This window comes from Streptomyces sp. NPDC002092, assembly GCF_053593775.1.
In genome coordinates this window covers 85,421-110,658 of the sequence record NZ_JBSFDG010000009.1, presented here as the reverse complement: position 1 = coordinate 110,658, position 25,238 = coordinate 85,421, and the positions used below count along the sequence as shown (strand labels likewise).

Genomic DNA, 25,238 nt, shown 5'->3' with positions numbered 1-25,238 from the left:
TGGCTGGTCGCGCAGTTCCCCGCGCCCCTAGGTCGGCTCCCCAAACCCCTGTTGAAAGGCACACGCTCGTGTCCCTTACCCGCAGACAGGTCACCAAGGCGGCCCTTGGCGCCATTCCTCTCGCCCTGACGGGCATCGGTACCGCGCAAGCAGCGCAGCGCCACCGCACGCTCTACATCGCCGGTGATTCCACCGCCGCGCAGAAATATGCCGACGCCGCTCCCGAGACCGGGTGGGGTATGGCGCTTCCCTTCTTTCTCCGCAGAGACCTGGTGGTGGCCAATCATGCGGTGAACGGGCGGAGTTCGAAGAGTTTCGTCGACGAAGGACGGCTCGATGTCATTCTCGGGCTGATCAAGCCCGGCGACTTCCTTCTCATCCAGTTCGCGCACAACGATGAGAAGAGCGACGACCCCACCCGGTACACCGAGCCCTGGACGACGTACCAGGACTACTTGCGACTGTACATCGAGGGGGCGCGCTCGAAAGGTGCCCGGCCCGTGCTCGCGACGCCCGTCGAGCGGCGCAGGTTCGACGCGGACGGGAACGCCGTGCCGACCCATGGGGAATATCCGGCGGCGATGCGCGCGCTTGCCGCGCAGGAGCGGGTGGCGTTGCTCGACATCGAGGCGCTGTCGCTGGCGTTGTGGCAGCGGCTGGGGGTGGAGGAGACGAAGGTCTACTTCAACTGGACCGCCACCGAACAGGACAACACGCACTTCAATCCGCCGGGCGCTATCGCCGTGGCGCGGCTCGTGGCGCGGGAGTTGCTGCGCACGCGGGTGCTCGCGCCGCGCGATGTCATCCGGCTGGACGACGAGATTCCGACGTCCTGGATCACCTGGCCCGAGGCGAGCAGCGCCTCGGTCGCGTAACCAAGGAGAGCCGCACAGTGCGTACACAGAAATGTCATGGACGCGTCATAGTATCCGTCGTGGGGTGCACCGCCCTGGTGCTCGGCGTCACCGGAACCGCCTCCGCCCACGCCCAGGCCCGGGACCTCGGCCGGCAGACGCTCGGCGCGAACGACGGCTGGGGTTCCTACGGCACCGGCACCACCGGCGGCGCGGCCGCCGACGCCGCGCATGTCTACACCGTCACCGACTGGGCCGGCTTCAAGGCCGCCCTCGCCGCCGGCGGCAGCGCGCCGAAGATCGTCAGAGTCAAGGGGACGATCGACGCCGACGGCCCGAGCTGCGCCTCCTTCGAGGCGCCGGGGTACGACTTCGCCACGTACCTGAAGACCTACGACCCCGCCGTCTGGGGTCGTGACAAGAACCTGGACGGCGAGCCCGACGACAGCCCCGAAGGCCTGCGCCGTGCCTCCCAGGCCGACCAGGACGCCTACATCAAGGCGTACGTCCCCGCCAACACCACGATCATCGGCGTGGGCAAGGACGCCGGCTTCAAGGGCGCGAGCCTGCAGATCAAGGCCGTCGACAACGTCATCGTGCGGAACCTGAGCTTCGAGAGCCCCCTCGACTGCTTCCCGCAGTGGGACCCGACCGACACCGCCGACGGCAACTGGAACTCCGAGTACGACAGCGTGGACATCTACGGCGGCACGCACGTGTGGATGGACCACAACACGTTCACCGACGGGGACCACCCGGACAGCACGCTGCCGTACTACTACGGGCGGATCTTCGAGCAGCACGACGGCGAGATGGACATCGTCAAGGGCTCGGACCACATCACCGCCTCCTGGAACGTCTTCGAGAACCACGACAAGACGATCCTCGTCGGCAACAGCGACAGCGCCGCCACGGCCGCCGTCGACCGCGGCCACCTCAAGGTCACCTTCCACCACAACCTGTTCTCCGGCCTGGTGGAGCGCGCCCCGCGCGTCCGCTTCGGGCAGGTCGACTCGTACAACAACCACTTCGTGGCCCAGGACGGCTACTCCTACAGCTACGGCATCGGCATGGAGTCCCAGCTCGTCGCCGAGCACAACGCGTTCACGCTGCCGGACGGGGTCGGCGCCGGGCAGATCCTGAAGAAGTGGAAGGACTCGCCGCTCACCGCCGACGACAACTACGTCAACGGTGAGCCGGTCGATCTCATCGCCGTCCACAACGCCGAAGTGCCCACCGAGATCCTCCGCTCGGGCGCCGGCTGGACGCCGACGCTGCGCACGAAGGTCGATCCGGTCCAGGCGGTCCCCGGGATCGTCGACCACTGCGCGGGCGCAGGCAACCTGCGCTGACGCCCCCGGCCGGGGCGCCCGGCGCGCCCCGGCCGCTTCTCCCATGAGCCGCACCGCGAAGGAGCACCCGCATGCCCTCGCCTTCCATTCAGCCTCAACTCCCGTTGCCGAGACGGGGTTTCCTCGCCGCGAGTGTCGGGGCAGCCGCCGCGCTCGGGCTCGCCTCGACGCCCGCGCGGGCCGACGCGGGGGCGCGCCCGTTCGGCCGCTACGGTTCCCCGGCCCGCCGCCTCACGCCCGGCACCCTCTACGTCGACCCGCAGGGCCGCGGTGACTTCACGACCGTCCAGGCCGCCGTGACCGCGGCGAGCGGCACCGGCCGGACGCTGGTGCTCGCCCCCGGCGTCTACCGGGAGACGGTCGCCGTCGACGCCACCCGCACGGAGGCGACCTGGATCGGCGCCTCCGAGGACCCCCGTGACGTCGTGATCGTGTACGACAACGCGGCCGGCACCCCCAAGCCGGGCGGCGGCACCTACGGCACCACGGGTTCCGCCACCACGACCGTGCAGGCGGACGGCTTCACGGCCCGCTGGATCACCTTCGCCAACGACTGGCTGCGCGCCGAGCACCCCGACATCACGGGCACGCAGGCGGTGGCCATCAAGGTGCAGGGCGACCGCAGTTCCTTCACCCACTGCCGCTTCCTCGGCCACCAGGACACCCTGTACGCCGACTCGATGGCGCTCGGCACCTTCGCCCGGCAGTACTTCGCGCACTGCTACGTCGAGGGCGACGTCGACTTCGTCTTCGGGCGGTCGACCGCGGTGTACGAGGACTGCCACTTCCGTACGCTGAACCGCACCGACCTGGCCGCCGCCCCCTACGGCTTCGTCTTCGCGCCCTCCACGGCGGTCGCCAACCCGCGCGGCTACCTGGTGACGCGGAGCCGGATGAGCAGCGAAGCCCCGGACGCCTACTACAAGTTGGCCCGGCCCTGGGTGCCCGGCTCCGACACCACCGCCCGCCCGATGCTCACCGTCCGGAACACCCGCCTCGGGCCCGGGACCGACGCGGTCGCGCCCTACACCAACATGTCGGACAGCTATCCGTGGCAGAACCAGCGGTTCGCCGAGTACCACAACACCGGACCCGGCGCCGAGGTCACCGTTCCCGAGAACCGGCCCCAACTGACCGACGCCCAGGCCGAGTCGGCGACCCGCGAGGCCTATCTCGGCGACTGGAAGCCGTGGAAGGGGGCCTGCTGACATGCGCCGGCGCGCACTTCTGGCGGGCATCACGACAGGCCTGGTCGCCGCCGGAGCCGGCCCCGCCTTCGCGAGCGCCCGCCGTCCTGTCCTGCACGTGCACCCAGGCGACTCGATCCAGGCGGCCGTGGACGCGGTGCACGGACCCGGCCGGACGATCGTGGTGCACCCGGGGACCTACCGGGAGGTCGTCAACGTACCCGCGCCCGCGGGCGAGTTGACGATCCGCAGCGCCACCTGCGACCCGCGCGACACCGTCATCGTCTTCGACCACGCGAACGGCACGAAGAAGCCCGACGGCACGACATACGGGACGCCGGGCTCCGCCACCTTCACCTCCGCCGCCCCCGGCCTGACCGTCCGCGACCTGACCCTGGCCAACGACTGGCTGCGCGCCGACCACCCGGACATCACCGGCACCCAGGCCGTGGCCGCGTACGTGACGGGTGACCGGTCGAGCTTCGAGAACGTCCGCTTCCTGGCCCACCAGGACACCCTCTTCGTCGACACGACCGCGCTCGACGCCTTCGACCGGCAGTACTTCCACCGCTGCTGCATCGAGGGTGACGTCGACTTCGTCTTCGGGCGGGCGACCGCCGTGTTCGAGGAGTGCCACTTCCACACGCTGCGGCGGGACGTGGCCTTCACCCCCAAAGGCATGGTCTTCGCGCCCTCCACCGCCCGCGCCAACCCGCACGGCATCCTGGCCCTCCGCTCCCGCATCACCTCTGGCGCCGAGGACGCGGCGTACAAGCTGGCGCGGCCCTGGGTGCCGTCGTACGAGACGACGGCCTGGCCGTCCCTCGTCGTCCGGGACACCTGGATCGGGTCCGGCATCGACCCGGTCACGCCCTACGTCAACATGCGGGACGCCTACCCCTGGCAGACCATGCGGTTCAGGGAGTACCGCAACACGGGCCCGGGAGCAGCGGTCACGATTCCGGAGAACCGCCCTCAACTCACGGAGGACGAAGCCCGGTTGCACAACCGTGAGGCGTATCTCGGCGATTGGCGGCCCCGTGCGTAAGCGCTCCGCCGGCTGTGCCGCGGTGTGTCGTCGGGCGTCTGCTACGCCGTCGTGGCCGGTCGCGCCCCGCGGCGGAGCCGCCTGTCTGAACCACCGTCCTCTGAACCACCGTCCGGTGAACCCTCCCCCCACCCGCACGAGAACCCGCACAAGAACCCGTACGAGAAAGGAACCGCTCTCCATGTCTCGTCGTACCGCACTCGCCACCCTGGCCGCCCTTGCTCTCGGCACCGGTCTCGCCGTACTCCCCACCCGGGCCCAGGCCGCCACCGTGGTCGTCGGCAACTCGACCGATCTGTCCAAGGCCATCAAGAACGCCACCGCCGGCACCGTCATCCAGGTCCGAGGCGGCACCTACTACCCCACGGCCACCCTGCAGTCCACGGCCAACGGCACCTCCTCCGCGCCGATCACGCTCACCGCGTACGGCTCGGAGACCGTCAAGATCGACGGCTCCTCGCTGCCGTCCGGCTCCTGGATCTTCAAGCTGACCGCGGACTACTGGAACGTCTCCGACATCACCTTCCAGAACTCCCCGGACAGCGCCGTCGTCTGCCAGTCCTGCACCGGCACCAACTGGAACAACATCAAGACCATCGACGGCGGCGACTCCGGCTTCACGCTCACCGGCGACGGCACGGTCGACAACACCGTCAAGAACCTGGACAGTTACGGCAACTACGACGCCGCGGGCCACGGCCAGAACGCGGACGGCGTCGCCATCAAGTTCGGCTCCGGAACCGGCAACCTGGTCACCGGAGCGCGCCTGTACAACAACTCGGACGACGGCATCGACCTGTGGTCCTTCTCCTCGCCGGTCACCATCGAGCACTCCTGGTCCTTCGGCAACGGCGTCAACCGCTGGGGCGACTCCGCCTTCGCGGGCAACGGCAACGGCTACAAGCTGGGCGGCAACGGCGTGACCGTCGCCCACGTCGTCAACAACTCCGCCGCCTGGGGCAACGCCGGCAACGGCTTCACCGAGAACTCCAACACCGGCTCGATCAGCGTCAACCGCACCACCGCCTACGCCAACGGCAAGTGGGGTTACTACTTCGCCACCAGCTCCGCCAAGCTCGGCAAGAACCTCGCGGTCGGCAACGGCAGCGGCCCGGTCACCAAGGGCTCCGCGGTCACCTCGTCCGGCAACAACTGGGATTCCGGGATCTCGACCCCGGCCTTCAAGTCGACGGACGCCTCCACGACGTACAACGCCCGCAGCTCCAGCGGCACCCTGCCCGCGACGACGTTCCTGACGACGGGGAGCACCACGATCGGGGCGACGATGAACTGAGCGGTATCGATCCGGAACCTTCCCGTCCAGGGCGCTTGACCCGTTTTTTGCCTGCGGAAGAGGTATCGATCAGGCAACGGGTCTCGCGCCCACCGGGGTGACGCGCGTAGAAACCTGTCATGCATAAGCCACTGCGTATCGCGGCGATCGCCGCAGCGTGTGCCCTCGCCGGCGGCGCCCTCTACGGCGCCGGTGCGGCCACGGCCGGACAGTCCACGGCCAACTCCACCCACGAGCCGTACAACATCGGTCTCCTGGTGAAGGACATCGACACCTACTACGGCACCACGGCCGACGCGAGCGGCGTGTACCAGGCGTCTCCCGACAGCCCGTACGCCCAGGATCTGGCGCACATCGACGCCGCCGCCAGGAAGTACATAGACCGGGCCGCCCGCAAGGCGCACCACCGGGGCGAGAAGCCCGCGGTCATGTTCGACATCGACGACACGCTGCTGCTCAGCCTCGACTACGAGAAGCGCTACAACTACACGTACAACCCGACCACCTGGGCCGACTACGTGAACAAGGCCGACCGCCCGGGTGTGTTCGGCAGCGCCGAGCTGGTCCGGTACGCCGAGTCCAAGGGCGTGGAGGTCTTCTACAACTCGGGTCTGAGCGAGGCGCAGCGCACCGCCGCCGTCGCGAACCTGAAGAAGATCGGCGCCGATGTGAACCTCGACGCCGACCACATGTTCCTCAAGGACAAGGCGAACCCGCCGGCCTATCTGAGCGCCTGCGCCACGCCGGGCACCTGGACCTGCACGACCGTGCAGTACAAGTCCGGCACCCGCAAGCACATCGAGGACGACCTCGGCTACGAGATCGTCGCCAACTTCGGCGACCAGTACTCGGACCTGGACGGCGGCTACGCCGACCGCACGTACAAGCTGCCGAACCCGACGTACTTCGTCAGCTGAGCCCGTTCCCGACGACGTGGTCGCGCGGTTCCCCGCGCCCCTTTGAGGTGTGAAACGCCCCGCCGGTCGTCACCGGCGGGGCGTTCTTCTGCTGACCGAGGGGGGCTCAGGTCAGCAGGTCCAGGCAGTCGAACGACGTGCCGGCGCTGAGATAGGCCGTGCCGCCCGAACCGCTCACGATGTTGATCTTCAGGACGTTGTACTGGGAGGTGTCCGTCTTCCATGCACTGTTAGGGACGCGGAAAGTGAAGGTGTGGTTGTTTCCACGGTACGAACCCGTGGTCAGGGAACGAGTCGAGGGCTGTGTGGGGGCTGTGGGAACGGCCGAGACCCAGTCGTTCACGGTCACCCGCGGCCGCCCGCCGGCGAACGCGTCCGTCACCCCCACCCGCAGCGTGTGCGCCGCCGCGGCCTGTGCCTTGGTCAGCTTGAAGTAGACCAGGATGCCGTCGTTGACGTCCTTCCACAGGTACGCAGGGAAGGACGCCGCCTCGCTGCCGCCGCCGATGGTGACGTTGCCGGTCCACCTGGCCGCGCGGCCGTCGGAGGGATGCGCGTACGTCATCAGCTCGGCGTTCTTGAACTCGCCGGGCGTGCCGTCCCAGTCGCCCAGCCGCCAGACGGCGGAGGCGGCGGACGGGTCGCCGGTGATGCTCAGGGTGTGCAGGGACGTCGTACCGCCCGCCGTCACCTTCACCGGCTCGGTGTGCACGGCGAGTTCGCCCTTGTAGACGGTCAGCGCGTACGTCCCCGGGAGCATCCCCTTGCAGGAGAAGGCACCCGTGCCGGCCGCGGCCTTCGCCCAGTACTGCGCGTCCGCGTTCGCGAAGCCCACGGTGTAGGGGTACTTGGCGTCCATGCCCCTCAGGCCGACGCCCGCCACCTTGCCGCGGCCCGCCTTGCCGACCCAGCCGGTGATACCGAGCCCGTCCACCCATGAGGTGTCCAGGTTCGCCTGGAAGAGCGAGGAGGAGGGGGCGCCGCCGTCGGTGAGGGCGAGGACGTACGGGCCCTGCAGACCGAAGCGCTCCGCCTCCGTCTGGGCCTCGTTGTAGTGCAGGATCTCGTACAGGCCGGCGCCGCCGTCGTTCGAGTGCCGCAGCAGTGAGCGGTAGAAGGGGCCGCCGGAGGCCTTCTCGTGGTTGGAGCGGACCATCCAGAGACCGACCGAGCCGGTGGTGAAGCCGACGTGGTCGTAGTCGATGGTCCGCTTGCCCGAGTAGTGCTTGGAGTGGGTCGTGCCGTCCGGGCTCTTCCAGACGTCACCCGCCTCGATGATCTTGTCCCTCGTCGAGTCCCAGGCGTCCGAGCCGGTGCTGGGGAACATGCCGGGCTTGAGGCGGACGATGTAGCGGGTCGCCGTGAAGGACGCGTCGGCCTTGTTCGTCCACAGGTAGACGTTGTTCTGGCCGCTGCGGGCCGCGTACCACTGGGTGATCGCGCCGTGCACGACCTTGATCAGGATCGTCGGGCCCGACTGCTTGATGGTGACGGCACAGGCCCCGAGCCCCGACTCGACGTGCGAGTGCTTGCCGCCGTAGCCCTCGTACTCCTTGCCTTTGTAGACGAGGGACGTGAGGTCGCCGGTCGTCTTGGAGACCTTGAAGACGAGGGAGGAACCGGTGTCGACGACGTAGTTCCTGCCGTCGTCCTGGTAGCCGAAGGCCGCGGCGGACGCGGACGACAGCAGGCCGGCACCTCCGGCCACGGCGGCGCCGGTGGCGGCGACGCCGATGGCGGAGGCCCCGAGCACCCGGCGGCGGGTGAGGTGCTTCTTGTGCGTGCTCAAGGTCACGGTCCTGTCGTGCTTGAAGTTTCACTCAGCTGTACGGGAGGAGATCCTGCATGTCCTGGTTGCCGCAGCCGAGGAAAGGGTTGCCGCCGGTTTCGAGATTTTTCAGGAGCCGCCCTTGTCGCCGGTCTGCGCCCCGAAGCCGCCGCCGACCGCACGCTGCGTGCCGCCCGCCGTGGCCGTGATCGCATAGGTGTCGTCCCTGGCGTCCCGGCTGCCGCTCCGGTGGTTGTACTGTCCGGCGAACACCCACTCGCCCTTGGGGACCGTACGTCCCGCCTTGAGCGTCCAGGTGTAGACGAGGAAGCCGTTCTGCTCGCCGACCGTGAGGTCGAAGTCCTGCTCCGGCAGCGAGCGCCAGGCCCCGGTCGAGGTGACCCGGCCGGTCTGGGCGACCTTCAACTGCACGGTCAGGGCGGTCAGTTGCTCGCTCGTCCTGAGCGTGATGTTGCTCTGCGCCCAGAAGTCGTTGTTGTGCGGGCCCGTCGAGCCCTCCGACCACAGCGGACCGTCGCTCTCGCGGGCGGCGGGCGTCAGCACGGAGGCGGAGGGCTTGCCGGCAGGGGTGTTGCTCGGCTTGTGGGACGGCCCGGGGGTGCTCGGAGTCCGGTTCACCGGCGGGACGGGCGCCCGGCTCGTCGCATCGGGGGACGGCGTGGGCGTCGGGGAGACCGAGACCGTCTCCCGCTGCGGGGGAGTGTCGTCCTTCACCGCGGAGGCCACCGCGTAACCGCCGACCGCGAGCATGCCCGCGACCGCGGCCGCCGCACTCGCCACCCGGGCCCAGCCCCACACCGGCGGACGGGTCGCCCGGTGGCCGGGGCGGCTGTGCTCGCTCATGCCCCGCTCGATCCGCGCCAGGATCCTGGCCCGGTCCGGCTGGTGCGCCTCGGCCGTCTCGTGCAGCCGGGCGCGCAGCTCGTCGTGCACGTCCTGCTGCCTCATCGGTCCGTTCCTCCACTCTCGCCGCCGCGCGCCATCGCCGCGTGCACCTTCTGCGGTGCGCCCCGGGAGCCGAGGATCTTCTGCAGCTCGGCCATCCCCTTGGACGTCTGGGACTTAACCGTACCCACGGAAACACCCAGAGCGAGAGCGGTGTCCTTCTCCGACAGGTCGAACGCGTGCCGGAGCACCACACACGCCCGTTTCCTGAACGGCAGCCTGCGCAGCGCCTCCTGGACGTCTACAACGCCCGCTATGTCAGGATTCTCGGTCTTTTCCTCGCGTGGCGACCAGAACAGCGAGATCCGCCGGCGCTCACGCACGGCGCTGCGGATCCGGGTGCGGGCCAGGTTGGCGACGACTCCCCGGGCGTAGGCGGCCGGGTGGTCCGCGGCGCGCACCCGGTCCCAGCGGTGCCACAGGGCGAGCAGCGCATCGGCGGCCAGATCGTCGGCCGCGTCCGCCTCGCCGGTCAACAGATGGGCGAGCCGGGACAGTTCGGAGTAGTGCTGCTCGAAGAAGGCATGGAACTCCACGGAGGCTGCATCGTCGACGACTGTGCCCACGGGCGACCTCTCTGTGCGTGGCATGTAGATGACATGTGAGGCATGTGATCATCCGGAGGAGGCCCGGACGAGATCCGGAAGCGTAGCAGTGATGAACACTCAGCTCGTACGGGCCTTCGAACGCAGTCTGGCGGGCCGACCGATTCCGTAACACGGAGAAAACCTGAAACGGGTTCACCGGGGGAACAATCCAGCCAGCATCCGCACACTGATCAATCAGGCACCTAGGAGCACCCGCCATGTCCGACACCAGGAAGACGGCCGACCGGCCGAGTACCGCGCCACCAGCGGCGAACGGCGTCGACCGGTTCTTCAGGATCTCCGAGCGGGGATCCACCTTCGGCCGGGAGATACGCGGCGGCTTCGCCACGTTCTTCACGATGGCCTACATCCTTGTCCTGAATCCCATCATCCTCGGCAGCGCGAAGGACAAGTTCGGCCACAGCCTCGACACCGGCCAACTCGTCACCGCCACCGCCCTGGTGGCCTGTGTGATGACGATCATCATGGGCGTCGGCGGCAACCTCCCGCTCGCCATCGCCGCGGGCCTCGGCCTCAACGCCGTCGTCGCCTTCCAGCTCGCGCCGCTGATGAGCTGGTCCGACGCGATGGGACTCGTCGTCCTGGAAGGCATCCTGATCTGCGTCCTGGTCGTCACCGGACTGCGGAAGGCGATCATGGACGCCATTCCGCAGCAGCTCAAGCAGGCGATCGGCGTCGGCATCGGTCTGTTCATCGCCTTCATCGGCTTCGTGGACGCCGGGTTCGTCAGCCGTATCCCGGACGCGGCACAGACCACCGTGCCCGTGCAGTTGGGGGCCGTAGGCCGGCTGACCGGCTGGCCCGTCCTCGTCTTCTGTCTCGGCGTGCTGCTCACCATCGCGCTGCTCGCGCGCAAGGTGAAGGGCGCGATCCTGATCAGCATCGTGACGATGACGATCGTCGCGATCATCATCGACGCGGTGGCGGACATCAAGAGCTGGGGCCTGACCACCCCGCATGTGCCCGACAAGATCGTCTCCACCCCCGACTTCGGACTCATCGGTCACTTCAGCCTGTTCGGCGGCTTCGCGAAGGCCGGCATCCTCACCGCCGTCCTGCTGGTGTTCACCCTGATTCTGTCGGACTTCTTCGACGCCATGGGCACCATCGTCGGCATCAGCGCGGAGGCCGGACTGCTCGACGAGCAGGGGCAGGTGCCGGGGATCGGCCGTGTGCTGTTCATCGACGGCGCGGCGGCGGTGGCCGGCGGTCTGGGGTCCGCCTCCTCCAACACCGCTTACATCGAGTCGGCGGCCGGTGTGGGCGAGGGAGCGCGCACCGGCTTTGCGAACCTGATCACCGGTGGGTTGTTCGGGCTCGCGCTGTTTCTGACGCCGTTGCTGACGATCGTGCCGCTGCAGGCGGCCGCGCCTGCGCTGATCGCGGTCGGGTTCCTGATGATGACGCACGTCAAGCACATCGACTGGGACCGGTACGAGATCGCGATCCCGGCGTTTCTGACCATCGCCGCGATGCCGTTCACCTACTCGATCACCGACGGCATCGGGGCGGGGTTCCTGGCCTACGTCCTCATCAAGGCGGTGCTGGGCAAGGCCAAGGAGGTCCACTGGTTGCTGTGGGGTGTGTCCGCGCTGTTCCTGGTGTACTTCGCCATTGACCCGGTGGAGCAGATTCTGGGCGTGAAGTAGCAACCCGGACTCAGTTCTTGAGGGCCGCCTCCATCACGGCCCTGGCCACGGGGGCGGCCAGGCCGTTGCCGCTGACCTCCGAGCGGGCCGCGTCCGACTGCTCGACCATCACCGCCACGGCGACCTCCTTGCCGCCCTCCTTGCCGTAGGAAGTGAACCAGGCGTACGGCGTCTTGCTGTTGTTCTCGCCGTGCTGGGCCGTGCCGGTCTTGCCGCCCACGGTGGCGCCCGATATCTGGGCGTTCGTGCCGGTGCCCTTGTCCACCACCGTCTGCATGGCGGACTGCAGTTGGCCGGCGGTCGAGGAGCTGACGATCTCCTTCGTGTCCGCGCTGTCGTCGTAGTTCTTCAGCACGTCACCGCCGCTGTCGGTGATCTGCGAGACCATATGCGGAGAGACCAGCTTGCCGCCGTTGGCTATGGCGGCGGACACCATGGCCATCTGGAGCGGGGTCGCGGTGACGTCGTACTGGCCGATGCCCGTCAGGGCCGTCGAGGACCTGTCCATGTTCGAGGGGTAGACGCTGGTGTAGGCCCGCACCGGCACGTCCTGCTGCGTGTCGTTGAAGCCGAACTTCTCGGCCATCGCCCTCACCTTGTCCTGGCCCAGGTCGACGGCCATCTTCGCGAAGACGTTGTTGCAGGAGTACTGCAGCGCGGTGCGGATCGTCGCGTTCTCGCAGGGCGCGTCCGGGTTCTCGTTGGACAGGTCGCGGGTGGTGCCCGGGAGCGTGTAGGGGTCCGGGCTCTTCGTCTTCTCGTCCACCGAGGAGTACAGCCCGTCCTCCAACGCCGCGGCCGCGACGACCAGCTTGAACGTCGAGCCCGGCGGCAGCGGCTGGCGCAGCGCGCGGTTGGTCAGCGGCTTGTCGGAGTCCTCGTTGAGCTTCTTCCAGGCCGTGCCGGCGGTGTTGGCGTCCGTCAGCGTCGACGGGTCGAAGGACGGCGTCGACACCACCGCCAGGATCCTGCCGGTCTTCGGATCGATCGCGACGGCCCCGCCCTTCTTGTCGCCGAGCGCGTCGTACGCCGCCTTCTGCACGTCCGGGTCGATCGTCGTGACCACGTTGCCCGGGTCGGCCCGCTTGCCGGTGATCGTGTCCATCACGGTCTTGAGACGGCTGTCCGTCCCGTCCAGGAGGTCCTGGTAGATGCCCTCCAGCTGGGTCGGCGCATACGCCTGCGAGGCGTAGCCCGTCACCGCCGCGTACAGCTTGCCGTCCTTGTACGTGCGCTTGTACTTGAGGTCGCTGTGCTTCGTCACCGCGGAACCGGTGATCGCGTTGCCGCCCACGATGATGTTCCCGAGCGGGTCCGCGTACGTCTGGATCGCGTTGCGCCGGTTGTACTTGTCGTCCGCGAGGGCCTTGCCGTCGTAGAACTGCACCCAGGTCGCCCTGACCAGCAGAGCGATCACCAGCAGCAGTGTGAAGACGGCGGCCCGCCTGATCGTCTTGTTCATCCCACTCGGAAGACGAGCAGAAGAGGGTCGATCGTTCCCGTGCGTCCGTCTTTCTCATCGGACGCTCATCCACGGCGGTGTCAGGCGTCCAGCGCGAGCACGAACTCCTCGATCTCCTCGCCGCGCGCGTTGGCGAACCCGGAGGCCCGGGCGGTCACCCGGAATCCGCACTTGGCCAGGACCCGCAGGGAGCCGGTGTTGTCGGCGGCCGCACGGGCGTACAGCGGACGCTCGGGCACCTGGGTCACCAGCTCCCGCAGCGCGGCCGTGGCGATGCCCCGGCCCCAGTGCGCGCGGTCGATCCAGTAGGTGACCTCGCGCTCGCCAGGCTCGCCGTACACCGCGGCGCTGCCCACCACGTCACCGTCGACCAGGACCGTGCGCAGAACGTCCTCGGAGGCCCGGATCCGTTTCCAGTGGGCCTCGAAGGCGTCCCGGTCGGCCGGGTCCTTCGGAGTGAAGGCGGCCATGCGCAGGGCCTCGGGATCGTTCATCTGGCGGAAGAAGACCGGCAGATCGCTGTCGTGCACTTCACGGAGTACGACGTCCATGACGCCGAAGCCTAGGAGTCAGAGCCTGCGGGTCGCCAGGGTCAGCCGGTCGCGCGCGTCGAACAGGGCGTCCTTGACCATCTGTTCATGGGCCGGGGTGAGCCGCGCCACCGGCACCGAGCAGCTGATCGCGTCGCGCGCCGGCGTGCGGTAAGGGATGGCGACGCCGAAGCAGCGCAGCCCCAGGGTGTTCTCCTCGCGGTCCACGGCGAAGCCCTGCTCCCGCACCTGGTGCAGCTCCTCGATGAGCTTCTCCCGGTCGGTGATGGTGTTCTCGGTCAGCGCCGGCAGGGTCTCCGGGAGCATCTTGCGGACCTGCTCGTCCGTGTACGTGCTCAGCAGCGCCTTGCCCAGCGAGGTGGAGTGCGCGGGCAGCCGGCGCCCCACCCGGGTGAACGGGCGCAGATAGTGCTGCGACTGCCGGGTGGCCAGGTACACCACGTTCGTGCCGTCCAGGCGGGCCAGGTGAATGGTCTCCGTGGTGTCGTCCGAGAGCCGGTCCAGGGTCGGGCGGGCCGCCGCCACCACTTCGTCGCCGTCGATGTACGAGGTGCCGACCAGCAGCGCCCGCACCCCGATGCCGTACCGCGTGCCCGTCGCGTCCGTCTCCACCCAGCCCAGCTCCACCAGCGTGCGCAGCAGCATGTACAGGCTGGACTTGGGATACCCGACGGCCTCCTGCACCGATGCGAGGGAGTGCATACCGGGCCGGCCGGCGAAGTATTCGAGCAGCTCGACCGTCCGCACCGCGGACTTGACCTGTGCCCCGCCGCCTGTCTCGGCTACCGACATCGCCCTTGACCCCTTCGTTCGACGGGAAATAGTCTCCAACAGCATATTCATCATCAGAGACAGCGTTCAGTATATCGAACGACCCTGGTGGATGACCCAGATACTGCGGCAATACAAGCAGGACATACCGCAAGACATACGTGGAGGGACCCGCGGTGGCAGCAGCACCAGTCTGGAGTGTCGACCCCCGTACCGGGAAGCAGCGTGAACAGGTTGCGGTGGAGGCCACAGCCCAGGAGGTGGACGCCGCCGTCCGCGCCGCGCACGCCGCGCGCGGCGCCCTCGCCGACCGCGCGGTCCGGTCGGCCTTCCTGCGCACCGCCGCCGAGCAGCTGCAGGCGGCGAAGGACGGGCTCGTCGAGACGGCCGACGCCGAGACCGCGCTCGGTCCGGTCCGGCTCACCGGCGAACTCGCCCGCACCTGCTACCAGTTGCGGGCTTTCGCGGACATCGTCGACGAGGGCGCCTTCCTCGACGTGATCATCAACCACCCCGACGACACCGCGACCCCGCCCATCCCTGACCTGCGCCGCTACAAGGTGCCCCTGGGTGTCGTCGCCGTCTACTCGGCCTCCAACTTCCCCTTCGCCTTCTCGGTGGCGGGCGGCGACACCGCGAGCGCACTGGCCGCGGGCTGCCCGGTCGTCGTCAAGGCCCACCCCGACCACCCGGCCCTGTCCGAGCTGGTCGCCAAGGTGCTGCGCCGGGCCGCCGCCGCGCACGGCATCCCCGACGGCGTCGTCGGCCTTGTCCACGGTTTCGAGGCCGGCGTGGAGCTGGTCAAGCACCCCCTCGTCGCGGCGGCCGGCTTCACCGGTTCCGTACGGGGTGGCCGCGCCCTCTTCGACGCGGCGGCGGCCCGCCCGACGCCGATCCCCTTCCACGGCGAGCTGGGCTCCCTGAACCCGGTCGTCATCACCGAGGCCGCGGCCGCCGAGCGCGCCGAGGCCATCGGTGCGGGCCTCGCCGGGTCGATGACGCTGGGCGTCGGCCAGTTCTGCGTGAAGCCGGGTCTGGTGCTCGCGCCGAGCGGTGCGGCGGGCGACCGCCTGGTCAAGTCCCTCACGGACGCGGTCAGCGACACGGACGCCGGAGTCCTGCTGGACCACCGCATGCGTGACAACTTCATCGCCGGGGTCGCCGAGCGTGCGGAGCTTCCCGAGGTCGAGTCCCCGGTGACACCGGGCGCGGGCGGCGAGCACACGGTCAGCGCCGGGTTCCTGACGGTCTCGGCGGACAAGCTGGCCGAGGAAGGCCAGTACGACCTGCTCCTGGAGGAGTGCTTCGGGCCGGTCACCGTGGTGGCCCGCTATGAGGACGAGGCCCAGGTGCAGGGGGTGCTGTCGCGGCTGCCGGGCAATCTCACGGCGACGGTTCATCTGTCGGCGGAGGAGGCGGCCGGGGAGGGGCGCGGCGCGGAACTGCTGGCCGAGCTGACGCCGCTCGCGGGCCGTGTGCTGGTGAACGGCTGGCCGACGGGTGTCGCGGTGGCCCCCGCCCAGCACCACGGCGGGCCGTACCCGGCGACCACGTCCACGTCGACGTCGGTCGGCGGCACCGCCATCGAGCGGTGGATGCGGCCGGTGACGTACCAGACGGCCCCGGAGGCGATCCTTCCGCCGGAGCTGCGGGACGACAACCCGCTGGGGCTGCCCCGGCGGTTCAACGGCCGTCTCGAGCGGTAGCCGCTTCTGCGGGACGCCGGGCCTGCGACAATCAGCTGATGGACGTGGAACTTCCCGAACTGCCTTTCGCTCTCCGCACCTACGGCCCCGACGGGCACTGGTTGCACGAGGACGGGATCCTCAGCGGATGGGCAGGCCCCCGGCAGGACCGGTTCGTGCCGCCCACCGGGGAGGCCTTGGAGCCTGCCTCCGACGCCCCCCGGTTGCTCGGGGCGCCCGAGGGGGACTTCCAGCTGATCGCGCGCGTCACGGTCGGGTTCGCCGCGGCCTTCGACGCGGGGGTCTTGTACGTCCATGTCGGCGAGCGGGCCTGGGCCAAGCTCTGCCTGGAGTACTCCCCGGACGTGCCCACCGTCTGCACGGTGGTCACCCGGGGGCACTCCGACGACGCCAACTCCTTCACCGTGGACGGCAGTTCGGTCTGGCTCCGGGTGAGCCGCACCGGCCGCGCCTTCGCCTTCCACGCCTCCCGGGACGGCAGGCGCTGGACCTTCATCCGCCTCTTCACCCTGGGCAACGAGAAGGAGACCGGCGACGCCCTCGTCGGCTTCATGACCCAGTCACCGATGGGGGAGGGCTGCGTGGTCACCTACGACCACATAGAGTTCCGCCCCAACTGGCCCGCAGATCTCAGAGACGGCAGCTGAGCGCTCCGCGGGATGTGCGCGGTTCGTCTGCTGCGCCATTGTGGCTGGTCGCGCCCCGCGGCGGAGCCGCAAATCGATGCAGCCCCGCGCCCCTTCAGGGCGCTTCCGGGCCGCCGGTGCCATTTTCAGGCCGTCCGGCGTTTGAGGACGCGGCCCCTTGAAGGGCCGAAAGCGGGGGTCTGGGGGCCGGCAGCCCCCGGCGCTCACCGCAACCGAGACGTAGCCGCACCCGTCAGCGCGAGCGCCCCCGCACTGATCGCCAGGCTCAGCCGCATTCCCCCGGTGAACCCGTGGGACACCAGCGTCCCGAACACGGCGATCCCCAGCCCTCCCGCCACCTGCCGCGCGGCATTGAGCACACCTGCCGCGAGCCCCGCCCGCTCCGCCGGCACCGCGTCCATCATCGCGGCCGTCAGCGGCGGCACCGTCAGCGCGCAGCCCAGGGCCAGCGGTACGAGGAGCACGGCCACCAGGGGCGAGGACGTCGCGGTGTCGACGTAAAGGAGGACGAGCAGGCCCGCCACGGCCAGGGCCTGCCCGATCAGCATCGGCAGCCTAGGCCCGTACCGGCCCGCGAGCTTGCCCGCCACCACGTTCGTCACCGCGATCAGGCCCGTCATCGGCAGGAACATCAGTCCCGCGTACAGCGCCGAACGGCCCTGCGCCTGCTGGAAGAAGAGGGAGAAGACGAAGACCACGCCGTAGAAGGCCACGCTGACCGCCGCGCCCGCTGCGACCGCCACGGTCACGGTCCGGCTGCGGAAGAGACCGAGGGGGACGACCGGATGCGGCTGCCGGGCCTCGACGCGCAGGAAGACCCCGCCCGCCACGATGGCCACGGCAAGCGCCACCGCCCCTGTCCTGCCGCCCTCGATCACCGCGAAAGCCAGGGCTGCGAGTGTCACCGTCGCCGCCAGTTGACCCGGCACGTCCAGCGCTGCCGGGCGCCGCTGCGAGCGCGGGGCCCGTACCAGCAGCGCCAGCGCCACCGCCCCCAGCGGGATGTTGACGAAGAAGATCCCGCGCCAGTCCCAGACCGTGGTCAGTGCACCGCCCGCCACCGGGCCCATCGCCACCGCAACCGAACCACCCGCCGCCCACGCGGCCACCGCACGGGCCCGCCGGGCCGGATCCGCGTACGCCTGACGCACCAGCGCCAGCGAGGCAGGAAGCACGACGGCCGCGGACACGCCCTGCACCACCCGGGCGGCGATCAGCGCGGGCAGGTCCGGTGCCAGCCCGCAGGCCACCGAGGCAATGGTGAACACCGTGATGCCGAGCGCATACGCACGGCTCGCCCCGGCCCGGTCGGCGAAGGCCCCGGTGGACAGCATCAGTGCGGCGAAGGAGAGCGTGTAGGCATCGACCACCCACTGGAGGCCGGACATGCCGCCGCCCAGCGCGTGGCCCATCGAGGGCAGGGCCACATTCACCACGGACGCGTCGAGGCCGATCAGCGCGAAACCGAGCAGGGCGGCGGCGAGAGTGAGCGCGGGGGAGGGCCTCTCGGTCACCAACCCGCCCTCCGCGCGGGCGAGTTGACCGCCCTTCAGGGTCTGGTTCGTCGTCATGTGACCATGCTGCGGATCTCCGCCGTCGTACAGTAGTGGCCTGAATGCCATGCACCCGGAGGTTCTGGCCATGCCCGACCGTCTCGCCCCGCACCGCATCGCCGTGATCGCGCCGTCGCCCGTCTCGATGTTCAACCTGGCCATCCCCGAGCTGCTGTTCGGCAAGGTCGAGGTGGCCGGGCGGCCGGGCTACGACGTGGTCATCTGCGCCGCCGAGCCCGGGCCCGTGCCCACCAGCGGAGGGCTCGACCTGTATGTGCGCGACGGACTGGAGGCCGTGCGGGAGGCGGACACGGTGGTGGTGGCAGGCACGGGCGCGCCCTACGAGCCGGACCCGCGGATCGTGGCCGCCGTCCGCGAGGCCGCCGACGCCGGCAAGCGGATCGCGTCCCTGTGCACCGGCGCCTTCCAGCTCGCCGAGGCGGGCCTGCTCCAGGGCCGCAGGGCGACCACGTACTGGGCGCACGCCGAGGAACTGCGCCGGCGCTACCCGCAGATCGACCTCCAGGGAGACGTGCTGTACGTCCAGGACGGCCCGTACGTCACGGCGTCCGGCTACGCCGCCGGCATCGACCTCTGTCTGCACGTCATCCGCACCGACTACGGCGCCGCCGTCGCCAACGAGGTCGCCCGGCTCGCCCTCGTCGCCCCCGTACGGCCGGGCGGTCAGACCCAGTTCACGCACACCCCGCTGCCGCCCGAGCGCGGCACCGTCTGCGCCGACACCCGCGGCTGGGCCATGCGCAACCTCGACAAGCCGCTCACCCTGACCGACCTGGCCCGCCACGCGGGCGTGTCCGTGCGCACCCTCACCCGCCGCTTCCACGCCGAGAGCGGCGTCAGCCCCCTGCAGTGGCTGCTGCACCAGCGCATCGAGCGCGCCAGAGAGCTTCTGGAGACCACCACCCTGCCCATGGACCAGGTGGCCCGCGCCTGCGGCCTGGGCACGGCGGACTCCCTGCGGGCCCACGTGGTCAGGCGCACCGGCCTGACCCCGAGCGCCTACCGGGCCCAGTTCACCCGCCTGGGAACCGAGGCCGCCGCGGCCGCGTCCTCCGCTGCATGATCAGAGCGAACCGGATCCTCGACTCCCTGGTGATCAGAACCGCGCTGCCGGCCGAGGCCGCGGCCGTCGCCGCCCTGCATGTGCGCGCCCGCGCCACCTACTACCCGGACGGCCTGCCGGAGGACGGCTTCGACTGGCAGGCCGCCTGGCGGCAGGCCATCGAGCGCCCCGACGGCCAGGTGCTGTGCGCGGTCCGCGACGCCCGCCTGGTCGGCATCGCCTCCTTCCGCACCCCGGAGGGCGCCCCGGCGGACACGGTCAAGCTCTTCCAGTTCCACGTCGACCCCGACCACTGGCGCTCCGGCATCGGTACGGCCCTGCACACCGCCTGCGCCGAGCAGTGGCGGGCCGACGGCAGGCGCACGGCCGTTCTCGACGTGCATGTCGACAACCAGCGCGCCCAGGACTTCTACACGCGCCAAGGCTGGGTCCCGGACCCGGAGAACCCGCCCGCAGAGGGCGACCATCACCTCTTCCTGCGCTTCTCGGTGCCCGGGGAATGATCCCCACTGCTTGAACGTTCATCCACTCGGCGGAGGCGGCCTCCGTGGCCCGAGCGAGCTGGAGAGAACATGAAGGTCGAGATCTGGTCGGACATCGCGTGCCCCTGGTGCTACGTGGGCAAGGCCCGCTTCGAGAAGGCCCTCGGCGCGTTCCCGCACCGCGACCAGGTCGAGGTCGTGCACCGCTCCTTCGAGCTGGACCCGGGGCGCGCCAAGGGCGATGTCCAGCCGGTGATCAAAATGCTCACCAAGAAGTACGGCATGAGCGAGGCGCAGGCGCAGGCCGGCGAGGAGAACCTGGGTGCGCAGGCCGCTGCCGAGGGTCTTGAGTACCGCACCCGGGACCGCGACCACGGCAACACCTTCGACATGCACCGCCTGCTGCACCTCGCCAAGGAGCAGGGCAAGCAGGACGAGCTGATCCAGCTCCTCTACCAGGCGAACTTCGCCGAGGAGCGGTCCGTCTTCAGCGAGGGCGACGAGCGGCTGGTGGAGCTGGCCGTCGCCGCCGGTCTGGAGGCCGAGGACGCCCGCAGGGTGCTCGCCGACCCGGCCGCGTACGCCGACGAGGTCCGCGCCGACGAGCGCGAGGCCGCGCAGCTCGGTGCCAACGGTGTGCCGTTCTTCGTGCTCGACCGCAAGTTCGGCGTCTCGGGCGCCCAGCCCGCCGAGGTCTTCACCCAGGCGCTGACCCAGGCGTGGGGCGAGCGCTCGCCGCTGCAGCTGATCGACCAGGGTGACGCGGACGCCTGCGGTCCCGAGGGGTGCGCGGTGCCGCAGCACTGAGAAAGCGTGCAGGTCGGGGCGTACGTATAAGTACTGCTTGGTGAAACCACGTAGAAATCGGCAATGGACTATGGGTTCTCCTGGGCGCACCGTGGATCCATGGAGACCTTCGAGAGCCTCGTCCGTGCCGAGTTCGCCCCGAAGAACACCTATCTGAACACCGCGAGCACCGGACTGCTGCCGGCGCGCACCGTGGCCGCCATGCGCATCGCCGTGGAGGCGGCCGCGGCCGGCGATCCGACCGACATGTTCGCGGACGTCGAGGCGAGCCGCGCCGGTTTCGCGCGGCTCGTCGGGGTGCCCGAACGCCGGGTGGCGGCCGGAGCCTCGGTCGCCGTCCACAGCGGGCTGATCGCAGCCTCCCTGCCGGAGGGCGCCGAAGTCCTCACCGCCGAGGGCGACTTCAGCTCCCTGGTGAACCCCTTCCACGTCCGCTCCGGCCTCAAGGTGCGCAGCGTGCCGCTGGAGCGCGTCGCCGAGTCCGTGCGGCCCGGCACCGCCCTGGTCGCGGTCAGTGCCGCGCAGTCCGCCGACGGGCGCCTGGCCGATCTGCCCGCGATCCGGCAGGCGGCGCGCGAGCACGGAGCACGTACGTACATCGACGCGTCCCAGGCCGCCGGATGGCTGGAATTCGACGCGGACGCGTACGACTACTCCGCCTCCGTCGCCTTCAAATGGCTCGTCTGCCCGCGGGGCGTGGCCTTCCTTGTCACCCCGGAGGACCTCGGCGGACTCACCCCGCTGTGCGCCGGGTGGGTGGCGGGGGAGCACCCCTGGGAGGCCTGTTACGGCCCCATCGACGAACTGGCCCACTCCGCACGGCGGTTCGACGAGAGTCCCGCCCTCTTCTCCTACGCAGGCGCCCGCCGCTCCCTGGAACTGCTGGAGGAACTCCGCACGGACGCCGTACGCGCCCACGACCTCGCCCTCGCCGACCGCTTCCGCGCGGGCCTGGCCTCCCTCGGTCACGAGCCCGTCCCCTCGCCCGGTTCCCCGATCGTCTCGGTGCCCGGACTGGGCCGCCGCCAGGGCGAGTTGAGCAGCGCAGGGGTCGAGGTCTCCGACCGCGCGGGCAACCTTCGTGCCGCCTTCCACCTGTACAACACCGCGGCCGACGTCGACCGCCTGCTGGACGTCCTGGCCGACTGAACCCCGGCGCGCAGCGCACTGGAGCGGGCGGCGTCACTGTCGTGGCCGCGAAGCCTGTGACGCCGCCCGCTCCAGGACGAGTCACCGGACGGGGGTGAAGTCCCTCGCGCCGATGCTGTGTTCCATTGCCGCTGCGCGGCGGGCAGGCCGCCGGGCATCAGCGGTTATCGGACGGGGGTGAAGTCCCTCGCGCCGATGAACTCGGGACGCCGAATGGGCGCCGCGAACGGCTCGACCGCCGCGTTCTCCACGCTGTTGAACACGATGAACACGTTGCTGCGCGGGAACGGCGTGATGTTGTCGCCCGAGCCGTGCATGCAGTTGCAGTCGAACCAGGTCGCCGAGCCGGCCCTGCCCGTGAACAGCTTGATGCCGTACTCGCTCGCCATCTTGGTCAGCGCCTCGTCCGAGGGCGTGCCCGCGTCCTGCATCTGCAGCGACTGCTTGTAGTTGTCCTTGGGCGTGGCTCCCGCACACCCGAGGAACGTCTTGTGCGACCCCGGCATGATCATGAGGCCGCCGTTGGTGTCGTAGTTCTCGGTCAGCGCGATCGAGACGGACACCGTGCGCATGTTCGGCAGGCCGTCCTCGGCGTGCCAGGTCTCGAAGTCCGAGTGCCAGTAGAAGCCGCTGGCCCCGAAGCCCGGCTTGACGTTGATCCGCGACTGGTGGACGTACACGTCCGAGCCGAGGATCTGCCGTGCCCGGCCCACGACCCGCTCGTCGCGCACGAGATTCGCGAACACCTCGCTGATCTTGTGCACCTCGAAGACGGAGCGGATCTCCTTGGACTTCGGCTCGATGATCGAGCGCTCGTCGGCCCGGATCGCCGGGTCGGTGACGAGGCGCTCCAACTCCTGCCGGTAGACGGCGACTTCGTCGTCGGCGATGAGCTGGTCGATGGCCAGGAAGCCGTCGCGCTCGAAGGACTGGAGGTCGCCGGTCGTGATCGGGCCCGGTGTGTCGGGGGAGCCCCACACGACGGGGTCCTGGCGCGGGGTCGACACCTCGGTGGTGCCGCGGCTGGGATAGAGATCGGTGACGGTGGTCATGGTGATGTCACACCTCCTCGGGCTCGGGCTCGGTGAGCAGCGGGTAGACGCCGTTCTCGTCGTGGTCCTCCCGGCCGGTCACGGGCGGGTTGAAGACACAGATGCAGCGGAAGTCCTCCTTGATCCGCATCGTGTGCCGCTCGTGCCCGTCCAGGAGGTACATGGTGCCGGGCGTGATCGTGTACTTCTGCCCGGTCTCGTCGTCGGTGAGCTCGGCCTCGCCCTCGACGCACACGACGGCCTCGATGTGGTTCGCGTACCACATCGACGTCTCCGTACCCGCGTACAGAATCGTCTCGTGCAGGGAGAAGCCGACCCTCTCCTTGGCGAGGACGATGCGTTTGCTCTCCCATGTGCCGGACGCGGCCTTCACATGCCGGTCGGTGCCTTCGATGTCCTTGAACGAACGGACGATCACGGTGCTTGCACTACTCCTTGCTGGTCGTTGCTAGATGGTTTCGCGTACGGCGCGGGCGAGGACGCTGAGCCCCTCGTCCATCTCGTCGGCCGTGACGGTGAGCGCCGGGAGGAGCTTGACGACCTCGCTCTCGGGGCCCGACGTCTCGATGAGCAGCCCGAGTTCGAAGGCGCGCTTGGCGATCCGGCCGGCCCGGTCCTTGTCGTGGAACTCCAGGCCCCACACGAGTCCGCGTCCGCGGTACTCCTTGACGTCGGCGCGGTTCTCCTCGGTGATGGCGGCGAGGGCCTGCTCGACCTGCTCGCCGCGCGCCCGGGTCTGCTTCTCCATCGCGGACCCGTCCGCCCAGTACGCCTCCAGGGCGGCGGTGGCCGTGACGAAGGCGGGGTTGTTGCCGCGGAAGGTGCCGTTGTGCTCGCCCGGCTCCCAGATGTCCAGCTCGGGCTTGAACAGGCACAGCGACATGGGCAGTCCGTAGCCGCTGATGGACTTGGAGACGGTGACGATGTCCGGGGTGATCCCGGCCTCCTCGAACGAGAAGAAGGCGCCCGTCCGCCCGCAGCCCATCTGGATGTCGTCGACGATGAGCAGCATGTCCTGGCGCTCGCACAGCTCGGACAGCGCCCGCAGCCACTCGGGCCGCGCGACGTTGATGCCGCCCTCGCCCTGCACGGTCTCGACGATCACGGCCGCGGGCTTGTTGAGCCCGGACCCCTGGTCCTCCAGGAGCCGCTCGAACCACAGGAAGTCCGGCACCTTGCCGTCGAAGTAGTTGTCGAACGGCATGGGCGTGCCGTGGACGAGCGGGATGCCGGCCCCGGCCCGCTTGAAGGCGTTCCCGGTCACGGCGAGGGAGCCGAGGGACATGCCGTGGAAGGCGTTGGTGAACGAGACGATGGCCTCGCGCCCCTTGGCCTTGCGCGCGAGCTTCAGGGCCGACTCCACGGCATTCGTACCCGTCGGGCCCGGGAACATGACCTTGTACGGCAGGTCGCGCGGCCGCAGCACCAGGTCCTGGAAGGTCTGCAGGAAGGAACGCTTGGCGGTGGTCGACATGTCCAGCCCGTGCGTGACGCCGTCCCGCTCCAGGTAGTCGATCAACGCCCGTTTCAGGACGGGGTTGTTGTGGCCGTAGTTGAGCGAGCCCGCTCCGGCGAAGAAGTCCAGGTACTCATGGCCGTCCTCGTCGTACATGCGGCTGCCGTGCGCACGGTCGAAGACGGTGGGCCAGCCGCGGCAGTAGCTGCGCACCTCGGACTCGAGGGTCTCGAAGACGCTGAGGTCGGGCTGGGTGATGGTCACGACGAATCGCTCCTCGTTGCGTGGGGGGAGTGCGTGTGGGTCGTCAGTGGGGTGGGTCATCGGTGCCGTCATCGGGGTGGTCGTCCGCGCCGGCTCAGAGGGAGAGGGGACCGATGCGGTACAGGACTTCGGGGTCGTGCGGCCCGTCGGGGAACAGGCCCTCGTCGAACAGCACCTCGCGCTCCACGAGGGCACCGTGCCGCTCGGCGAACGAGGTGAACAGGCGCTCGGAGCCGGTGTTGCCGGGTGTGATGGTGGTCTCGACGGCGGTGATCCGGTGCGCGGCACCGGCCCGCGCGACGACGCCGTCGAGCAGCGCGGCGGCCAGGCCGCGCCCGCGGTACGCCTCGTCCACGGCCACCTGCCACACCAGCAGGGTGCGCGGGCGGTCCGGCCGTACGTACCCGGTGACGAAGCCGACCGGCTCCCCGCGCCCGTCGCGGGCCACGGCCGAGGTGGCCGCGAAGTCGCGACACCACAGCAGATAGCTGTACGACGAGTTCAGGTCGAGGGCCTTCGAGTCCTTGGCAATCCGCCACAACGCGGCTCCGTCCGCAACCTGCGGACGGTCGATGTGCAGATCTGCTTGTACGGCAGTCATGCGGATTGAA

Annotated in this window: 24 protein-coding genes; 13 read left to right on the top strand and 11 right to left on the bottom strand. The window is 69.7% G+C overall.

What is annotated here, in order from left to right; translation table 11 throughout:
• Positions 1-68 precede the first annotated feature (68 nt).
• From ACWCRD_RS21870 to ACWCRD_RS21845, 6 genes are all read left to right on the top strand, one after another.
• Positions 69-875, top strand: a complete 807-nt coding sequence (locus ACWCRD_RS21870; protein WP_450967471.1) for a rhamnogalacturonan acetylesterase — start codon at positions 69-71, stop codon at positions 873-875.
• Positions 876-892: 17 nt separating this feature from the next.
• Complete coding sequence (locus tag ACWCRD_RS21865) at positions 893-2,206, top strand: pectate lyase family protein (RefSeq protein WP_450967470.1); 1,314 nt, start codon at positions 893-895, stop codon at positions 2,204-2,206.
• A 71-nt stretch (positions 2,207-2,277) separates the two neighbouring features.
• Positions 2,278-3,414 (top strand): pectinesterase family protein, encoded by a 1,137-nt coding sequence (locus ACWCRD_RS21860; RefSeq protein WP_450967469.1) that lies wholly within the window; start codon positions 2,278-2,280, stop codon positions 3,412-3,414.
• Position 3,415: 1 nt separating this feature from the next.
• Positions 3,416-4,441: a pectinesterase family protein gene (locus ACWCRD_RS21855; RefSeq protein ID WP_450967468.1), complete on the top strand. Its 1,026-nt coding sequence runs from the start codon at positions 3,416-3,418 to the stop codon at positions 4,439-4,441.
• A 181-nt stretch (positions 4,442-4,622) separates the two neighbouring features.
• Positions 4,623-5,735 carry a right-handed parallel beta-helix repeat-containing protein gene (locus ACWCRD_RS21850; RefSeq protein ID WP_450967467.1) on the top strand — a complete coding sequence of 371 codons (1,113 nt, stop codon included), beginning with the start codon at positions 4,623-4,625 and terminating at the stop codon, positions 5,733-5,735.
• 119 nt (positions 5,736-5,854) lie between these two features.
• Positions 5,855-6,652: an HAD family acid phosphatase gene (locus ACWCRD_RS21845; protein ID WP_450967466.1), complete on the top strand. Its 798-nt coding sequence runs from the start codon at positions 5,855-5,857 to the stop codon at positions 6,650-6,652.
• Positions 6,653-6,758: 106 nt separating this feature from the next.
• Here the strand turns inward: ACWCRD_RS21845 and ACWCRD_RS21840 are convergent, their stop codons facing one another.
• From ACWCRD_RS21840 to ACWCRD_RS21830, 3 genes are all read right to left on the bottom strand, one after another.
• A complete protein-coding gene (locus ACWCRD_RS21840; RefSeq protein WP_450967465.1) occupies positions 6,759-8,441 on the bottom strand; it encodes a rhamnogalacturonan lyase B N-terminal domain-containing protein in 1,683 nt (560 codons plus the stop codon).
• 108 nt (positions 8,442-8,549) lie between these two features.
• A complete protein-coding gene (locus ACWCRD_RS21835) occupies positions 8,550-9,389 on the bottom strand; it encodes a hypothetical protein (protein ID WP_450967464.1) in 840 nt (279 codons plus the stop codon).
• Positions 9,386-9,952, bottom strand: coding sequence for a SigE family RNA polymerase sigma factor (locus ACWCRD_RS21830; protein ID WP_450967463.1), 567 nt, complete (start codon positions 9,950-9,952; stop codon positions 9,386-9,388). Before ACWCRD_RS21830 ends, ACWCRD_RS21835 begins: the two co-directional genes overlap by 4 nt.
• A 239-nt stretch (positions 9,953-10,191) precedes the next feature.
• On the opposite strand from ACWCRD_RS21830, the gene ACWCRD_RS21825 reads away from it, so the two are divergent.
• Positions 10,192-11,643 carry an NCS2 family permease gene (locus ACWCRD_RS21825; protein WP_450967462.1) on the top strand — a complete coding sequence of 484 codons (1,452 nt, stop codon included), beginning with the start codon at positions 10,192-10,194 and terminating at the stop codon, positions 11,641-11,643.
• A 10-nt stretch (positions 11,644-11,653) separates the two neighbouring features.
• On the opposite strand, the gene ACWCRD_RS21820 is transcribed toward ACWCRD_RS21825, so the two are convergent.
• The 3 genes from ACWCRD_RS21820 to ACWCRD_RS21810 form a co-directional block, all read right to left on the bottom strand.
• Positions 11,654-13,105 carry a peptidoglycan D,D-transpeptidase FtsI family protein gene (locus ACWCRD_RS21820; RefSeq protein WP_450967461.1) on the bottom strand — a complete coding sequence of 484 codons (1,452 nt, stop codon included), beginning with the start codon at positions 13,103-13,105 and terminating at the stop codon, positions 11,654-11,656.
• A gap of 80 nt (positions 13,106-13,185) precedes the next feature.
• Positions 13,186-13,656, bottom strand: a complete 471-nt coding sequence (locus ACWCRD_RS21815; RefSeq protein ID WP_450967460.1) for a GNAT family N-acetyltransferase — start codon at positions 13,654-13,656, stop codon at positions 13,186-13,188.
• An 18-nt stretch (positions 13,657-13,674) separates the two neighbouring features.
• Positions 13,675-14,448, bottom strand: a complete 774-nt coding sequence (locus tag ACWCRD_RS21810; protein ID WP_115908899.1) for an IclR family transcriptional regulator domain-containing protein — start codon at positions 14,446-14,448, stop codon at positions 13,675-13,677.
• Positions 14,449-14,603: 155 nt separating this feature from the next.
• Between ACWCRD_RS21810 and ACWCRD_RS21805 the strand changes: the two genes are divergently transcribed.
• Together ACWCRD_RS21805 and ACWCRD_RS21800 are read left to right on the top strand one after the other, a co-directional pair.
• Entirely contained in the window at positions 14,604-16,133 is a 1,530-nt protein-coding gene (locus ACWCRD_RS21805; RefSeq protein WP_450967459.1) for an aldehyde dehydrogenase (NADP(+)), read from the top strand.
• A 38-nt stretch (positions 16,134-16,171) separates the two neighbouring features.
• Complete coding sequence (locus ACWCRD_RS21800; protein WP_450967458.1) at positions 16,172-16,780, top strand: DUF1349 domain-containing protein; 609 nt, start codon at positions 16,172-16,174, stop codon at positions 16,778-16,780.
• A gap of 203 nt (positions 16,781-16,983) precedes the next feature.
• Here the strand turns inward: ACWCRD_RS21800 and ACWCRD_RS21795 are convergent, their stop codons facing one another.
• Positions 16,984-18,351: an MFS transporter gene (locus ACWCRD_RS21795; protein WP_450967457.1), complete on the bottom strand. Its 1,368-nt coding sequence runs from the start codon at positions 18,349-18,351 to the stop codon at positions 16,984-16,986.
• Between the two features lie 70 nt (positions 18,352-18,421).
• Here ACWCRD_RS21795 and ACWCRD_RS21790 point away from each other — a divergent pair, with 70 nt between their 5' ends.
• From ACWCRD_RS21790 to ACWCRD_RS21775, 4 genes are all read left to right on the top strand, one after another.
• A complete protein-coding gene (locus ACWCRD_RS21790) occupies positions 18,422-19,417 on the top strand; it encodes a GlxA family transcriptional regulator (protein WP_450967456.1) in 996 nt (331 codons plus the stop codon).
• The gene (locus tag ACWCRD_RS21785; RefSeq protein WP_450967455.1) at positions 19,414-19,920 is read left to right on the top strand and encodes an N-acetyltransferase family protein; all 507 of its coding nucleotides are present in this window, start codon (positions 19,414-19,416) and stop codon (positions 19,918-19,920) included. Before ACWCRD_RS21790 ends, ACWCRD_RS21785 begins: the two co-directional genes overlap by 4 nt.
• A 69-nt stretch (positions 19,921-19,989) precedes the next feature.
• Positions 19,990-20,706, top strand: a complete 717-nt coding sequence (locus tag ACWCRD_RS21780) for a DsbA family oxidoreductase (protein WP_450967454.1) — start codon at positions 19,990-19,992, stop codon at positions 20,704-20,706.
• Between the two features lie 99 nt (positions 20,707-20,805).
• Positions 20,806-21,855, top strand: a complete 1,050-nt coding sequence (locus ACWCRD_RS21775) for an aminotransferase class V-fold PLP-dependent enzyme (RefSeq protein WP_450967453.1) — start codon at positions 20,806-20,808, stop codon at positions 21,853-21,855.
• Positions 21,856-22,019: 164 nt separating this feature from the next.
• Here the strand turns inward: ACWCRD_RS21775 and thpD are convergent, their stop codons facing one another.
• The 4 genes from thpD to ectA form a co-directional block, all read right to left on the bottom strand.
• The gene (thpD, locus tag ACWCRD_RS21770; protein ID WP_450967452.1) at positions 22,020-22,907 is read right to left on the bottom strand and encodes an ectoine hydroxylase; all 888 of its coding nucleotides are present in this window, start codon (positions 22,905-22,907) and stop codon (positions 22,020-22,022) included.
• 7 nt (positions 22,908-22,914) lie between these two features.
• Positions 22,915-23,325 carry an ectoine synthase gene (locus ACWCRD_RS21765; RefSeq protein WP_030933607.1) on the bottom strand — a complete coding sequence of 137 codons (411 nt, stop codon included), beginning with the start codon at positions 23,323-23,325 and terminating at the stop codon, positions 22,915-22,917.
• Positions 23,326-23,355: 30 nt separating this feature from the next.
• The gene (gene ectB, locus ACWCRD_RS21760; protein ID WP_450967451.1) at positions 23,356-24,627 is read right to left on the bottom strand and encodes a diaminobutyrate--2-oxoglutarate transaminase; all 1,272 of its coding nucleotides are present in this window, start codon (positions 24,625-24,627) and stop codon (positions 23,356-23,358) included.
• Between the two features lie 94 nt (positions 24,628-24,721).
• Positions 24,722-25,228, bottom strand: coding sequence for a diaminobutyrate acetyltransferase (ectA, locus tag ACWCRD_RS21755; RefSeq protein ID WP_450967450.1), 507 nt, complete (start codon positions 25,226-25,228; stop codon positions 24,722-24,724).
• Between the last annotated feature and the right edge of the window lie 10 nt (positions 25,229-25,238).

Bases quoted from the DNA above. Each gene is read 5' to 3' on its own strand.
- ACWCRD_RS21845 (WP_450967466.1), top strand. From the start codon at position 5,855: ATGCATAAGCCACTGCGTATCGCGGCGATCGCCGCAGCGTGTGCCCTC.
- ACWCRD_RS21800 (WP_450967458.1), top strand. From the start codon at position 16,172: ATGGACGTGGAACTTCCCGAACTGCCTTTCGCTCTCCGCACCTACGGC.
- ACWCRD_RS21835 (WP_450967464.1), bottom strand. From the start codon at position 9,389: ATGAGGCAGCAGGACGTGCACGACGAGCTGCGCGCCCGGCTGCACGAG.
- ACWCRD_RS21850 (WP_450967467.1), top strand. From the start codon at position 4,623: ATGTCTCGTCGTACCGCACTCGCCACCCTGGCCGCCCTTGCTCTCGGC.
- ACWCRD_RS21775 (WP_450967453.1), top strand. From the start codon at position 20,806: ATGGAGACCTTCGAGAGCCTCGTCCGTGCCGAGTTCGCCCCGAAGAAC.
- ACWCRD_RS21860 (WP_450967469.1), top strand. From the start codon at position 2,278: ATGCCCTCGCCTTCCATTCAGCCTCAACTCCCGTTGCCGAGACGGGGT.
- ACWCRD_RS21795 (WP_450967457.1), bottom strand. From the start codon at position 18,351: ATGACGACGAACCAGACCCTGAAGGGCGGTCAACTCGCCCGCGCGGAG.
- thpD (WP_450967452.1), bottom strand. From the start codon at position 22,907: ATGACCACCGTCACCGATCTCTATCCCAGCCGCGGCACCACCGAGGTG.
- ACWCRD_RS21815 (WP_450967460.1), bottom strand. From the start codon at position 13,656: ATGGACGTCGTACTCCGTGAAGTGCACGACAGCGATCTGCCGGTCTTC.
- ACWCRD_RS21820 (WP_450967461.1), bottom strand. From the start codon at position 13,105: ATGAACAAGACGATCAGGCGGGCCGCCGTCTTCACACTGCTGCTGGTG.
- ACWCRD_RS21780 (WP_450967454.1), top strand. From the start codon at position 19,990: ATGAAGGTCGAGATCTGGTCGGACATCGCGTGCCCCTGGTGCTACGTG.
- ACWCRD_RS21785 (WP_450967455.1), top strand. From the start codon at position 19,414: ATGATCAGAGCGAACCGGATCCTCGACTCCCTGGTGATCAGAACCGCG.
- ectA (WP_450967450.1), bottom strand. From the start codon at position 25,228: ATGACTGCCGTACAAGCAGATCTGCACATCGACCGTCCGCAGGTTGCG.
- ACWCRD_RS21825 (WP_450967462.1), top strand. From the start codon at position 10,192: ATGTCCGACACCAGGAAGACGGCCGACCGGCCGAGTACCGCGCCACCA.
- ACWCRD_RS21810 (WP_115908899.1), bottom strand. From the start codon at position 14,448: ATGTCGGTAGCCGAGACAGGCGGCGGGGCACAGGTCAAGTCCGCGGTG.
- ACWCRD_RS21790 (WP_450967456.1), top strand. From the start codon at position 18,422: ATGCCCGACCGTCTCGCCCCGCACCGCATCGCCGTGATCGCGCCGTCG.
- ACWCRD_RS21855 (WP_450967468.1), top strand. From the start codon at position 3,416: ATGCGCCGGCGCGCACTTCTGGCGGGCATCACGACAGGCCTGGTCGCC.